This window comes from Nocardiopsis sp. CNZ308 (assembly GCF_004217075.1).
Genome location: NZ_SHKJ01000001.1, coordinates 4,104,673 through 4,117,459, shown reverse-complemented (window position 1 = coordinate 4,117,459; position 12,787 = coordinate 4,104,673). Strand labels below are relative to the sequence as shown.

Genomic DNA, 12,787 nt, shown 5'->3' with positions numbered 1-12,787 from the left:
GCCGCGGACGGCGCCCGGTCGGAGCTTGCGCGCCGGTGTTCCCCATGGTCACACCGAACCCTCGAAGCCCACAGCGACGAGTCTACCAAGGCGCCTCCGCCCGACTCGATCCGTTATTTCCGCCTGTGGACAGCGTGCGGGAGGGGTGGGGTCGGGGGCGTCGGCGTCCGCGCGCGGGACCGGTCGCGCGCCTCCTACCCGGGGGGCCAGTTGAGCCCGCGGCCGCCGAGCAGGTGCCCGTGGAGGTGGAAGACCGTCTGCCCGGCGCCGCTGCCGGTGTTGAACACCAGCCGGTAGCCCTGGTCGGCGACGCCCTCGTCCACGGCCACCTCGTGCGCCACCCGGACGATCTCGTCGAGCAGGCCGGTGTCCGCCGCCGCGGCCTCGGCGGCGTTGGGGTGGTGCTCGCGCGGGATGACCAGCACGTGCGTGGGCGCCTGGGGGTTGATGTCGCGGAAGGCGACCGCGCGCTCGCTCTCGCGCACGATCTCGGCGGGCACCTCCCCCTTCACGATCTTGCAGAAAAGACAGTCGTCCTGGGCCATCGCTCACCTTTTTTTGCGTCTGCGCGACCGCCGAAAGGGCCGCCGTATCGGGTTCGTCCGGGACCATGATGCCGCAGGTCGCCGTCGGGCGGGCCCACGGCGGAGGGCTGGGAGGCGCTGTGGGCGAGCGGATTCGGCGACGCCCGGCGCCCCGGGCGCGATAGGCTTTCCACCCGTGCGCGTCAGGTCGTCGGCTCCGTCCGGCCCCGGCCATATTCCCGCGTGTTCGGATTGAAACGCACGTCTACCTGGAAAAGAAGAGGTATGCCCTTTCGTAAACCCCGCGACAAGGGTGTGCGTCGAACTGATGTGACGACAGAAACCATGGTGGCCGGTGCCACCACGGCACCGCTCTCGGTGGAGTGGGACGCCGACCACGCCGTGACGGAGCTCTACCGGGAGCACTACCGTCCGCTCGTTCGGCTCGCCGCCCTGCTGGTCCGCGACCACGCGACCGCGGAAGAGGTCGTCCAGGACTCGTTCGTCGCCATGCACGGAGCGTGGCGCCGCCTGCGCGACCCGAACAAGGCCCTGTCCTACCTGCGCCAGGCCGTGGTGAACAAGGCCCGGTCCGTTCTCCGCCACAGGGCGGTCGTGGAGAAGCACGCGCCCAAGGCCCTGCCCGACGCCCCCAGCGCGGAACACGGCGCGCTGAGCCTGTTGGAGCGCGAAGCCGTCATCCGTGCCCTGCGCAAACTACCCACCCGTCAGCGAGAGGCCATCGTGCTCCGGTACTACGGCGACCTGTCCGAGGCACAGATCGCGGACGCCATGGGGATCAGCCGGGGTGCGGTGAAGAGCCACACGTCCCGCGGTATCTCCGCGCTCCGCTCTGTTCTGGAGCAAACGACATGACCAGCCCCACGAACCCCACGAACGATCCGTTCGAGGAGCAGCTGCGCCGCCTGCTCAAGGCCGAGGCCGACACGGTCACGGCCTCTCCCGAGGCGTTGAACCTGATCCGTGAGCGCACCGAGCGCAGCCGCGGCTCGGCCTGGTTCGGTATGCCCTGGCTACGTCCGGCGGTGGCGGTGGCGGGAGCCGCCCTGATCGCCGGGTCCGTGGTCATCTCCAGCCCCCAGGTCCGCGACCACGTGCTGGAGATCGTCCCCGCGGGCGCCGACCGCGAGGGCGCGCCCGCCGAGGAGGAGGGTGAGGGCGGTGGTGTGATCGCTCCCGACCCCTCCACCGGCTCCGTGGACGGCACCACCCAGCAGGAGGAGGAGCCGCCGCGCGACCCGGCTTCCTCCCCCACCCCGGAGGACGACGAGGAGGAGCCCGCTCCCTCCGAGGAGGGCGTCACGGCCGCCACCACGTGTCCGACGCCCGAGGAGCCCGCCTCCCCCGCCCCGTCCAGCTCCGAGGTGGAGAAGGGCGAGAAGGCCGCCTCCGAGGAGGAGTGCGAGCCCAGCGACGAGCCGAGCAGCGGCGGCGGCGACGGGTCCACCGGTGAGGAGGGCGGCGGCGACAACGGCGGTGGAACCGGTGGTGAGGAGCCCTCCGGCGGAGAGGGCGGCACCGGCGGCGAGGGCGGCGGGACCGGAGGCGACGGAACCGGCACGGGCGGCAGCGGCACCACCGGAGGCGACAACGGCGCCAAGACGGCTCCCAGCAGCTGACACGCCCCTCCCGGAGGTCCGTCCCCGTACACGTCGGGGCCGGTCCCGCGCAGGAGTCACCCGCTGGACATACGAGAGGCGCCCGGACGTGTCCGGGCGCCTCTCGTATGTCCGGTGTCGGGCCGTGCGCCCTACCAGCGGCCGGTGCGGGCCTGGAGCACCGACAGGGCGGCGACCCCCGCGGTGGAGGTGCGCAGCACGCTCGGCCCCAGCAGCGCCCGGACCGCGCCCGCGGCGTCGAACGCCTCCAGTTCGGCGTCGGAGAAGCCGCCCTCGGGGCCGACCACCACGACGACGCCGGCGCCCTGTCCGGCGGGCGGTTCCAGCTGTGACAGGCGGCTGGCGCCGTCCTCGTGCAGCACGACGCCCAGGTCCGCCTCCGCCAGCAGTCCGACCACGGCGGTGCGGTCGGCGAGGTCGGCGACCTCGGGCAGCCGCGCGCGCCGGGCCTGCTTGGCCGCCTCACGGGCGGTCGCACGCCACTTGGCCAGCGCCTTGGCGGCGCGGTCGCCCTTCCAGCGGGTGACGCAGCGCTCCGCCGCCCAGGGCACGACCGCGTCCGCTCCGGCCTCGGTCATCATCTCCACGGCCAGTTCGCCCCGGTCGCCCTTGGGCAGCGCCTGGACCACGGTCAGGCGGGGGCGGGGCGCCGGTTCCTCCCGGCGCTCCACCACCGCGCAGACGATGTGGTCCCTGCCCACGGCGGTCACCGTGCAGCGGGCGCGCAGACCGCGTCCGTCGGAGAGGTCGACGGTCTCGCCCTCCCGGATGCGGCGCACCACGGCGGCGTGGCGGCCCTCGGCGCCGTCCACCGTCACCCGGTCGGCCGCCAGATCGGCGGCCTCGACCAGGAAGACCGGCGGTGTCACTTGGCGCCGAAGGCGTCGCGGATCTTGGAGAAGAACCCGCCGTGTCCGGGGCTGAAGCGTCCCGGGGTCTGGTCCTCGCCGCGCAGTTCGGCGAACTTGCGCAGGAGGGCCTCCTGCTCCTCGTCCAGCCTGCTCGGGGTCTCCACGTCGACGCGGATGCGCAGGTCGCCCCGGCCGCCGCCGTCGAGGTGGCTGACGCCCTTGTTGGGGAGGGTGATGACGTGGCCGGAGTTGGTGCCCGGGCGCAGGTCGATGTTCTCGGTGCCGTCGAGGGTGTCGAAGGCGAAGGAGGCGCCCAGCGCGGCGGCCGTCATGGGGACGGTCACCGTGCAGTGCAGGTCGTCGCCGCGGCGTTCGAAGGTGGGGTGCGGGCGCTGGATGATCTCCAGGATGATGTCGCCGCGCGGTCCGCCGTTGGGGCCGACCTCGCCCTCCCCGGCGAGCTGGATGCGGGTGCCGTCGTCGACGCCCGCGGGGATCTTGACGGTGCGGGTGACCTTCTCGCGCACCCGGCCCTCGCCCGCGCAGTCGCCGCAGGGGTTGGTGATGACCGAGCCCTGGCCCGAGCACTGGGGGCAGGGGCGGGAGGTCATGACCTGGCCGAGGAAGGACCGCGTGACCTGGGAGACCTCGCCCTGACCGTGGCACATCTCACAGGTGGTGCGGTGCGAACCGGCCGCCGTCCCCTCGCCCTGGCAGGTCTCGCACAGGATGGCGGTGGGGAAGGTGATCTCCTTGCTGACCCCGAACGCGGTCTCCACCAGGTCGAGTTCGACGCGGATCTTGATGCTGCGCCCGCGTCGGACCCGCTCCCGGGGGCCGCGCCCGCCGGGCTGGCCGCCGCCGAAGAAGGCGTTCATGATGTCGTCGAAGGCGAACCCGCCCGCGCCGCCGAAGCCCCCGGCCCCGCCGCCGCCGGGCGCGTAGGGGTCCTGGCCCATGTCGAACATCCGGCGCTTGTTCTCGTCGGAGAGGACCTCGTAGGCCTGGGTCACCTCCTTGAAGCGCTCCTGGGTTGCGGGGTCCGGATTGATGTCCGGGTGGAGTTCGCGCGCGAGCCGCCGGTAGGCCTTCTTGATCTCGTCCTTGGACGCGTCGCGACGCACTCCGAGAACCTGGTAATAGTCTCTGGCCACTGGGTTACTGTCCTGCCAAAATCTGTCCGACATAGCGAGCCACGGCGCGTACTGCTCCCATCGTCCCCGGATAGTCCATCCGGGTGGGTCCCACCACACCGATCTTGGCGAGCGACTGGTTTCCCACACCGTAGTCCGCCGACACGATGGAGGTGGACCTCAGGCCCTCGTGGAAGTTCTCCGCGCCGATGCGCACCGTGAGCATCGACGGGTCCTTGGCCTCTCCCAGCAAACGGATGAGGACCATGTTCTCTTCCAGTGCCTCCAGGACGTCCCTGAGGCTGGCGGCGAAGTCGACGGCGGCGAGGTTGGCCGTCCCCGCGAGGACGATCTTCTCCTCGTGCCGTTCGACGAGGCTCTCCAGCAGGACGGAGAGGACCGACACCGCCATCTGGCGGTGTTCGGGCGCCACCTGCGGAGGCAGGTCCTCCACCGCGTCGGGCACGTCGCCGAGGTGGCGTCCGGCGATGGCCCGGTTCAACATCGCGCGCAGGTCGTTGACGGCGGCCTCGTGGACCTCTCCCAGGCCGTCGATGACGCGCTGCTCGACCCGGCCCGTGTTGGTGATCACGACCATCATGATCCGCTGCCCCCCGAGGGGGACCAGTTCCACGTGCTGCACCGACGAGCGGGTCAGCGACGGGTACTGGACGATCGCGACCTGGCGGGTGAGCTGCGCGAGGAGCCGCACGGTCCGGGCGACGATCTCGTCGAGGTCCACGGCGCCGGTGAGGAAGGACTCGATGGCGCGCCGCTCCGCGCTGGAGAGCGGTTTGACCGAGGAGAGCCGGTCGACGAAGAGCCGGTACCCCTTGTCCGTGGGAACGCGTCCGGCACTGGTGTGCGGCTGCGCGATGTAGCCGTCCTCCTCGAGGGCGACCATGTCGTTGCGGATGGTCGCCGGGGAGACTCCGAGCCGGTGCCGGTCGGCCAGGGCCTTGGAACCCACGGGCTCGTTGGTGTTGACGAAGTCCTCGACGACGGCACGCAGGACCGCGAGCTTGCGCTCATCCAGCACTCGTCACCTCCTGGCACTCCATGGTCCTCAGTGCTAAGTCTATGCCCGGCCGCAAACCCTGACGGTTACCCGCGGGTGGTGAAGCCCGGCGCGGCCGTGTCGCCCCTGTTCCCGCCGGGCCCGGGGCACGCGCCGCGGCCGACGGGGCGCCGGCGCGCGCCACCAGTAGACTGCACCACCGTGGCTACCAAGGGAACCGGCCGTTACGGCCGCGACGTGCTCGCCGGGGACTGGCGCCGCCCGAAGAAGAAGGCGGTCCGCGAGGTGCCCCTGGAAAGGGAACTGGTCGTGGAGGACGCCGAGGAGGCGTTCTGCGGGGCGGTGGTGGCCTGGGACAAGGCCACCGTCACGTTGGAGGACCGGCACGGCCGCCGCCGCGTGTTCGACCTCGCCCCAGCCGCGTTCCTGGTCGACGGCGAGCCGGTGACCCTGGTGCGCCCCTCCGCGGCTCCGCGGGGGCCGCTGCGCAGCGCCTCCGGGTCGGTGGCGGTGCCGGGCGCGCGGGCGCGCACGGCCCGGGAGAGCCGGATCTACGTGGAGGGCGTCCACGACGCCGAGCTGGTGGAGAAGGTCTGGGGCCACGACCTGCGCGTGGAGGGGGTGGCCGTCGAGTTCCTGGAGGGTGTCGACGACCTGCCCTCGATCGTGGCGGAGTTCTCGCCCGGGCCCGGCAGGAGGCTGGGCGTCCTGGTGGACCACCTGGCGCCGGGTTCCAAGGAGACGCGGATCGCCGAGCGGGTGCGCGGCGAGCACGTGCTGGTGGCCGGGCACCCCTACGTCGACGTCTGGCAGGCGGTGCGGCCGGGTTCCGTGGGGATCGGGGCCTGGCCCGAGGTGCCGCGCGGCGTCCCCTGGAAGGAGGGGGTCGTGAGCGCCCTGGGCTGGCGGATGGAGACGGGAGAGGCGTGGCGCCGGATCCTGGGGTCGGTCCGTACCTATGCTGATCTGGAGCCGGCTCTGCTCGGCCGGGTGGAGGAGCTGATCGACTTCGTCACCGGGCCGCACCCGGACGCTCCCTAGCGAGCGCTGCGCGCGGGAGGAGCGGCAGGACCTAGGATTTGACCCGGGCGAGGCGCCGGTCCCCGTGTCCGGTGCCGAGGTCGCCCGCCTCCGGCCCGCGCGGTCGTCGGTACAGCACGGTAGTACAGGAACCTCCCTCTCATCAGCGGAGCCAAGGAAGAGCATGAGCCAGACCCCGACGAACCCCCCGCCCCCGGAGGACCCCCACCGGGGACAGCAGCCGGAGCACGGGCAGGACGGTCAGCAGGAGTACGGACAGCAGCCCCCGCAGCCGGAACCCGGCCAGCGGCCCTCCTACGGGCAGCCGTCCGGGGCGCAGCCGCCCTACGCTCCGCAGCCCGACCAGGACCACGGCCAGCCGTCCTCGGGTGCGCAGCCCGCCTACGGCCAGTCCTCCGGCGCGCAGTCCCCGTACGCACCGCAGCCCGACCAGGGCTACCAGGGCTACGGCCAGACCCCGGGGGCGCAGCCCGACTTCGCACCGCCCCCCGGCGCCCCGTCGCCGTACGCGCCCCAGCCCGGACAGGGCCAGCCCGCCTACGGTCAGCCCTCGGACGCGCAGTCGCCGTACGCGCCGCAGTTCGAGCAGGGACAGCAGGGCTACGGCCAGGCCCCGGGCGCGCAGCCCGGGTACGGGCATGCCTCCGGCGCCCAGCCCGGGTACGCACCGCAGCCCGAGTACGGACAGCAGCCCTACGGCCAGCCCCAACAGCCCCAGCAGGGCGAGTACGGCCAGCCCCCGGCCGGACAGCAGCCCGGTTTCGCCCCGCCGGAAGGCGCCCCCGAGCAGCCCGGCTACGGGCAGCAGGCGGCCTACGGCCAGCCGCCCTCGGGTGCGCAGCCCGCCTACGGCCAGCCCTCCGGCGCGCAGTCCCCGTACGCACCGCAGCCCGACCAGGGGCAGCAGGGCTACGCCCAGGCACCGGGCGCGCAGCCGGGTTACGGACAGCCCTCCGGCGCCCAGCCCGGGTACGGGCAGGCCTCGGGAGCCCAGCCCGGCTACGCACCGCAGCCCGAGTACGGACAGCAGCCCTACGGCCAGCCCCAACAGCTCCAGCAGGGCGAGTACGGCCAGCCCCAGCAGGGGGTCTACGGCCAGCCCGCCCCGGGCCAGCAGCAGCCCTACCCGGGCGCCCCCGCGGCGTACGGGCAGCCGGGTGTTCCGGGCCAGCCCCAGCAGGGTGCGCCGGGCGGCGACAACGGCACGCTCGTGGCCATGCTCGCCCACCTGTCGGGCTTCGTGATCGCCTGCCTGGGCTGGATCCCGCCGCTGGCCATCTACTTCGCCAAGCGCAACCAGTCGCCGTTCGTCCGCCACCACGCGGCCGAGGCGGCCAACTTCCAGCTCACCCTGCTGATCCCCTACCTCTTCGCGTGGGTGGCCTTCATCGGCCTGGGTATCTTCTTCCCAGAGCTGTCCTGGATCGGATCCCTCCTGGTCGCCCTGATCTGGGTCGTCGCTATCGTGTTCGGCGTCCTGGGCGCCAACGGCGCCAACAAGGGGACGTGGTACCGCTACCCGGTGAGCATCCGTCTGTTGAAGTGATCCGCTCCCGCACGCAGTCCGAGCGCATCCGCACGAAGGAACCCAACATGTCCTATCCCAGCAACCCTCCCGAGGGCCCCTACGGCCAGGGCCAGCAGCCCGGCCAGGACTCCGGCGGTTACCCCTCCCAGCACGGTTACCCCACCGGTGGCCAGCCCGGGTACCAGCAGGGCGGCTACCCGCTCCCGCCCGGCCAGCCCGGGTACCAGGAGCAGTCCGGCGGATATCCGGGCCAGCCCGGCGGCTACCCCGGCCAGCCCGGGTACGAGCAGACCGGCGGCTACCAGTCCCACTACCAGCAGGGCGGCTACGGCCAGCCCCCGCACGGCGCCTACGGCCCCTCCTCGGCCACGACCGGCCAGCCCAGTCCGGACGAGCGACAGATGGCGATGTTCGCCCACGTGGGCGGCGGCGTCATCGGCTGGCTCGTGCCGCTGATCATCTTCTTCGTCAAGAAGGACGAGTCGCCGTTCGTCCGCAACCAGGCCGCGCAGGCGCTGAACTTCCAGCTCCTGATCCTGATCGGCTACCTGATCTCCAGCGTCCTGATGATCGTCATCATCGGGTTCCTGACCTGGTTCATCTGCTGGATCGCGGCCGTCGCCCTCGGCATCATCGGCGGTGTGGCCGCCAACCGGGGCGAGTGGTACCGCTACCCGTTCAACGTCAGCTGGATCAAGTAGTCCGGCGCTTCGGCGGACGCGAGGGGGCCCGGCCCGACGGCCGGGCCCCCTCGCCGTGTCCGGGCCCGGACGGAGGGGCTCAGGTGAGGTCGCGCACCACGGCGTCGGCGAGCAGGCGCCCGCGCAGGGTGAGGGCCGCGCGGCCCTCCTCGTGGGCGTCCGCGTCCAGCAGTCCCTCGGCGACGGCCCGCTTGGCCGCGTCGCGGCCGTGCGGTTCGAGCAGGTCCAGCGGGCACCCGCCCTCCACCCGCAGTTCCAGCAGGACGCGTTCGAAGCGGCGCTCCTCCTCGGTGAGCACCTCGCGGGCCAGGCCGGGGCTGTGCCCGGCGGCCAGGCGGGCGGCGTAGGCGGCCGGGTGCTTGACGTTCCACCAGCGGGTGCCGCCCACGTGGCTGTGCGCGCCCGGGCCCACGCCCCACCAGTGGCCGCCGGTCCAGTACAGGAGGTTGTGCCTGCTGCGGCCCTGCTCGGTGCGCGCCCAGTTGGACACCTCGTAGGCGCTGAACCCGGCCTCGGTGAGGACCTCCTCGGCCATGAGGTAGCGGTCGGCCATCGTGTCGTCGTCGGGCTCGGCGAGTTCGCCGCGGCGCACGCGGGCGGCCAGGCGGGTGCCCTCCTCGACGATGAGGGAGTAGGCCGAGACGTGGTCGGGTCCGGCGGAGACCGCGGCCTCCAGGGAGGCCCGCCAGTCCTCGTCGCCCTCCCCGGGAGTGCCGTAGATCAGGTCGAGGTTGACGTGGTCGAACCCGGCCCGCCGCGCCCACTCCACGCACTGCTCGGGGCGTCCGGGCGTGTGGCCGCGCTCCAGCACCCGCAGCACGTGCTCGCGGGCGCTCTGCATGCCGAAGGACACACGGGTGAACCCGGCCTCGCGCAGCCGCGCGAGGTAGTCGGGGGTGACCGTCTCGGGGTTGGCCTCGGTGGTCAGCTCGGCGTCGGGCGTGAACCCGAAGCGCTCTCGCACGGCGGTGACGACGCGGCCCAGGTCCTCGGCCGACAGCAGGGTGGGAGTGCCGCCGCCGACGAACAGCGTGCTGACCGGCGGGCGCTCCCCCGCCAGGACCCTGTCGGCCAGCGCGACCTCCGCGATCGCCTGGTCGGCGTAGGTCTCGCGGGAGGCGGTGGCGGTGCCGTCGCGGGAGACCAGTTCCTCGGCCGTGTAGGTGTTGAAGTCGCAGTAACCGCAGCGGGTGACGCAGAAGGGCACGTGGACGTAGAACCCGAGGGGCCGCCCGCCGAGTTCGGCGAGGGACGGCCCGGGCAGTTCGCCGGTGCTCGGTACGGGATCGCCGTCGAGGGCAACGGAAGGCATGCCTCCAGTGTCGCCGACCGGCCGGTGTGCCCTGGTCCCCCGTGTCGGGCACGCGGGGGCTCGGGGACGGGAGTGCGGGATCGGAGGTCGGGAAGCGGGGGGTTGGGGGATCGGGGAGCAGGGGTCGGGAGATCGGGATGGGACGCGGGGTGCGGGGATCAGGCGGGGAGGGCCGCGGGGAGGACGGCCCGGTCAGACCCGGGGGCGCTCCGCCCGGGCGTGCGCGGGGGCGTCGACCCGGGTGACGGGGGCGGGGTTCCTGGCGGGGGCGATGGCGGTGGAGCCTCGGACGACCAGTTCGGGGTCGAAGACGTACTCGGTGTGGGAGACGGGGTGTCCGGCGATCTCGTCGCACAGGGCGCGCACGGCGGCCAGCGCCATGGCGTTGACCGGCTGCCGGACGGTGGTCAGCGGGGGGTCGGTGAAGGCGATGAGCTGGGAGTCGTCGAAGCCGACCACCGAGAAGTCCCGGGGGACGCTCAGGCCGCGCTGGCGGGCGGCGCGGATGGCGCCCAGGGCCATCATGTCCGAGCCGCAGACCATCGCGGTGACGCCGCGTTCGATCAGCCGGGTGGCGGCGGCGTGGCCGCCCTCCACGCCGAACAGCGACAGCTCCACGAGGTCCTCACCGTCCAGGCCGTGCTGCGCCAGGGCCCGGTGGTACCCGTCGAGCTTGCGGCGGACCGGAACGTAGCGCTCGGGGCCGCTGGTGAACCCGATGCGGGTGTGGCCGAGGGCGACCAGGTGGTTGACGGCCAGGTGCCCGGCCTCCCGGTCGTCGCAGGAGATGAAGGCGGCGGGGATGGCGTCGGCGTACCCGTTGACCAGCACGATCGGGAGTCTGCGCGAGACCAGGGCGTGGTAGCGCTCGTGGGGGGCGGTCGTGTCGGCGTGGCGCCCGGAGACGAAGAGGATGCCGGAGACGTTGCGCTCCAGCAGCAGCTCCACGTACTCGTCCTCCGTTATCCCACCGGGGGTCTGGGTGCACAGCACCGGCGTGTACCCGCGCTGGGCGAGCGCCCCCTCGGCCGCCTGGGCGAACATCGGGAAGACGGGGTTCTCCAGTTCGGGTATGACCATGCCGACCAGTCCGGCGGAGCGCTGCCGCAGCCGGGCGGGGCGCTCGTAGCCGAGGACGTCCAGCGCCGTCAGGACGGCCTTGCGGGTGTCGCTGCCGACGCCCGGCTTGTCGTTGAGCACCCGCGAGACGGTGGCCTCGCTGACGCCTGCGTGCCGCGCGATGTCGGCAAGTCGTGGACCCATGGGCGCAACTCTAGTCGAGATCGTCGTCACATGGCCGAAAATTGACGGTAATCTTGCGCAAGAAATTGCACTCGTCACAGGGAAGGACCCCCGCTGATGGAGCCTCAGTCGCACTGGTGGCGTGACGCGGCGATCTACCAGATCTACGTCCGCAGCTTCGCCGACTCCAACGGTGACGGTGAGGGCGACCTCGCCGGCATCCGCGAGCGCCTCCCCCACCTGGCCGAACTCGGTGTGGACGCGATCTGGCTGACGCCGTTCTACGTCTCCCCCCTCGCCGACGGCGGTTACGACGTCGCCGACTACCGCGACGTCGATCCCCGTTTCGGGACCCTGGAGGACTTCGACGCCCTCCTGGAGACCGCCCACGGGATGGGCATCCGCCTGATCATCGACGTGGTGCCCAACCACTCCTCCTCCGCCCACCGGTGGTTCAAGGAGGCCGCTGCCGCCGAGCCGGGCGAGCACGCCCGCTCGCGGTACGTCTTCCGGGACGGCAGGGGACCCGACGGGGAGGAGCCGCCGAACAACTGGAAGTCGATCTTCGGCGGCCCGGCCTGGACCCGCCTCAAGCGGCCCGACGGCACCCCCGAGCAGTGGTACCTGCACCTGTTCGACCCCGAGCAGCCCGACTTCGACTGGACCAACCAGGAGGTGCACGACGAGTTCGACGACGTGCTGCGCTTCTGGCTGGACCGGGGCGTGGACGGGTTCCGCATCGACGTCGCGCACGGCATGGTCAAGGACCCGGCGATGCCCGACATCGCCGAGGGCGCCAAGGCCGACATGCTCGACGGCAGCACCTCGCTGCCCTACTTCGACCAGGACGGCGTGCACGAGATCTACCGCCGCTGGGCGCGGATCGCCGCCGAGTACCCGGGTGACCGCGCCCTGGTGGCCGAGGCGTGGGTGGAGGACGCCCAGCGGGTGGCCCGCTACCTGCGCCCGGACGAACTGCACCAGGCGTTCAACTTCGAGTACCTGACCGCGCCGTGGGACGCCGGGCGCCTGCGCGAGGTCATCGACGTGTCCCTGGCCGCCAACACCGCCGTGGGCGCGACCACCACGTGGGTGCTGTCCAACCACGACGTGACCCGCCACGTGACCCGCTTCGGCGGCGGTGAGCAGGGGCTGCGCCGTGCGCGCGCGGCGACGCTGCTGATGCTGGGCCTGCCGGGTTCGGTGTACCTGTACCAGGGCGAGGAGCTGGGGCTGCCCGAGGTCACCGACCTGCCCGAGGACTCGTTGCAGGACCCGACCTGGGAGCGTTCGGGCCGCACCGACCGCGGCCGGGACGGCTGCCGGGTGCCGCTGCCGTGGGGCGGCGACCAGGCGCCGTACGGGTTCGGCCCCGAGGGCAGCGTTCCGTGGCTGCCGATGCCCGAGGGCTGGGGCGCCCTGTCGCGCGCCGCCCAGCGCGGGGTGGAGGGCTCCACGCTGGAGCTGTACACGAAGGCGCTGCGCCTGCGCCGGGAGCTGGACGCGCTCGGCGACGGCTCGATGGCCTGGCTGGACGCGCCCGGGGGCGTGCTGTACTTCGAGCGCGAACCGGGTGTGCGCGTCGCGGTGAACCTCACCGGGGAGGCCGTGGAGCTGGCGGCCGACGGTGAGGTGCTCGTGGCCAGCGGTCCGGTCGGCGAGCCCGCCGGGGGCACCCTGGCGCTGCCCGCCGAGACGGCGGTGTGGCTGCGCGGCTGAGAGGCCGCGCGACTGCAGGGCTGAGCGGCTGAGCCCGCGCGTGCGGTGCCGGACCCCGTGTCCGGCACCGCACGCGGT

12 protein-coding genes are annotated in these 12,787 nt (G+C 72.9%); 6 read left to right on the top strand and 6 right to left on the bottom strand.

The window, feature by feature from the left end:
* Positions 1-194 precede the first annotated feature (194 nt).
* Positions 195-545: a histidine triad nucleotide-binding protein gene (locus EV372_RS17790; protein WP_013151758.1), complete on the bottom strand. Its 351-nt coding sequence runs from the start codon at positions 543-545 to the stop codon at positions 195-197.
* Between the two features lie 324 nt (positions 546-869).
* On the opposite strand from EV372_RS17790, the gene EV372_RS17785 reads away from it, so the two are divergent.
* Complete coding sequence (locus EV372_RS17785; RefSeq protein ID WP_013151757.1) at positions 870-1,400, top strand: SigE family RNA polymerase sigma factor; 531 nt, start codon at positions 870-872, stop codon at positions 1,398-1,400.
* Complete coding sequence (locus EV372_RS17780; RefSeq protein ID WP_130396890.1) at positions 1,397-2,164, top strand: hypothetical protein; 768 nt, start codon at positions 1,397-1,399, stop codon at positions 2,162-2,164. Before EV372_RS17785 ends, EV372_RS17780 begins: the two co-directional genes overlap by 4 nt.
* A 131-nt stretch (positions 2,165-2,295) precedes the next feature.
* Here the strand turns inward: EV372_RS17780 and EV372_RS17775 are convergent, their stop codons facing one another.
* The 3 genes from EV372_RS17775 to hrcA are packed head-to-tail and all read right to left on the bottom strand — an operon-like array spanning position 2,296 to position 5,187.
* Positions 2,296-3,033, bottom strand: a complete 738-nt coding sequence (locus tag EV372_RS17775; RefSeq protein WP_130396889.1) for a 16S rRNA (uracil(1498)-N(3))-methyltransferase — start codon at positions 3,031-3,033, stop codon at positions 2,296-2,298.
* The gene (dnaJ, locus tag EV372_RS17770; protein ID WP_013151754.1) at positions 3,030-4,169 is read right to left on the bottom strand and encodes a molecular chaperone DnaJ; all 1,140 of its coding nucleotides are present in this window, start codon (positions 4,167-4,169) and stop codon (positions 3,030-3,032) included. Before dnaJ ends, EV372_RS17775 begins: the two co-directional genes overlap by 4 nt.
* A 4-nt stretch (positions 4,170-4,173) precedes the next feature.
* Positions 4,174-5,187, bottom strand: a complete 1,014-nt coding sequence (gene hrcA, locus EV372_RS17765; RefSeq protein ID WP_013151753.1) for a heat-inducible transcriptional repressor HrcA — start codon at positions 5,185-5,187, stop codon at positions 4,174-4,176.
* A gap of 180 nt (positions 5,188-5,367) precedes the next feature.
* Here hrcA and EV372_RS17760 point away from each other — a divergent pair, with 180 nt between their 5' ends.
* The 3 genes from EV372_RS17760 to EV372_RS17750 all read left to right on the top strand — a co-directional run bounded on the left by EV372_RS17760 (position 5,368) and on the right by EV372_RS17750 (position 8,436).
* Positions 5,368-6,207 (top strand): DUF3097 domain-containing protein, encoded by an 840-nt coding sequence (locus EV372_RS17760; protein WP_130396888.1) that lies wholly within the window; start codon positions 5,368-5,370, stop codon positions 6,205-6,207.
* Between the two features lie 1,216 nt (positions 6,208-7,423).
* Positions 7,424-7,753 (top strand): DUF4870 domain-containing protein, encoded by a 330-nt coding sequence (locus tag EV372_RS17755; protein ID WP_130398975.1) that lies wholly within the window; start codon positions 7,424-7,426, stop codon positions 7,751-7,753.
* 47 nt (positions 7,754-7,800) lie between these two features.
* Positions 7,801-8,436 carry a DUF4870 domain-containing protein gene (locus EV372_RS17750; protein ID WP_026337907.1) on the top strand — a complete coding sequence of 212 codons (636 nt, stop codon included), beginning with the start codon at positions 7,801-7,803 and terminating at the stop codon, positions 8,434-8,436.
* A 79-nt stretch (positions 8,437-8,515) separates the two neighbouring features.
* Here EV372_RS17750 and hemW read toward each other — a convergent pair whose 3' ends face one another.
* Complete coding sequence (gene hemW / locus EV372_RS17745) at positions 8,516-9,748, bottom strand: radical SAM family heme chaperone HemW (RefSeq protein ID WP_130396887.1); 1,233 nt, start codon at positions 9,746-9,748, stop codon at positions 8,516-8,518.
* A 192-nt stretch (positions 9,749-9,940) separates the two neighbouring features.
* On the bottom strand, positions 9,941-11,011 hold the full coding sequence (locus tag EV372_RS17740) for a LacI family DNA-binding transcriptional regulator (protein ID WP_130396886.1): 1,071 nt from the start codon (positions 11,009-11,011) through the stop codon (positions 9,941-9,943).
* A gap of 96 nt (positions 11,012-11,107) precedes the next feature.
* Between EV372_RS17740 and EV372_RS17735 the strand changes: the two genes are divergently transcribed.
* Complete coding sequence (locus EV372_RS17735) at positions 11,108-12,709, top strand: glycoside hydrolase family 13 protein (RefSeq protein ID WP_130396885.1); 1,602 nt, start codon at positions 11,108-11,110, stop codon at positions 12,707-12,709.
* The last annotated feature ends 78 nt before the right edge of the window (positions 12,710-12,787 follow it).

Excerpts from the sequence above, each read along its gene's own strand:
- EV372_RS17790 (WP_013151758.1), bottom strand. The coding sequence starts at position 545 with ATGGCCCAGGACGACTGTCTTTTCTGCAAGATCGTGAAGGGGGAGGTG.
- EV372_RS17785 (WP_013151757.1), top strand. The coding sequence starts at position 870 with ATGGTGGCCGGTGCCACCACGGCACCGCTCTCGGTGGAGTGGGACGCC.
- EV372_RS17780 (WP_130396890.1), top strand. The coding sequence starts at position 1,397 with ATGACCAGCCCCACGAACCCCACGAACGATCCGTTCGAGGAGCAGCTG.
- EV372_RS17755 (WP_130398975.1), top strand. The coding sequence starts at position 7,424 with ATGCTCGCCCACCTGTCGGGCTTCGTGATCGCCTGCCTGGGCTGGATC.
- EV372_RS17750 (WP_026337907.1), top strand. The coding sequence starts at position 7,801 with ATGTCCTATCCCAGCAACCCTCCCGAGGGCCCCTACGGCCAGGGCCAG.
- hemW (WP_130396887.1), bottom strand. The coding sequence starts at position 9,748 with ATGCCTTCCGTTGCCCTCGACGGCGATCCCGTACCGAGCACCGGCGAA.
- EV372_RS17740 (WP_130396886.1), bottom strand. The coding sequence starts at position 11,011 with ATGGGTCCACGACTTGCCGACATCGCGCGGCACGCAGGCGTCAGCGAG.
- EV372_RS17735 (WP_130396885.1), top strand. The coding sequence starts at position 11,108 with ATGGAGCCTCAGTCGCACTGGTGGCGTGACGCGGCGATCTACCAGATC.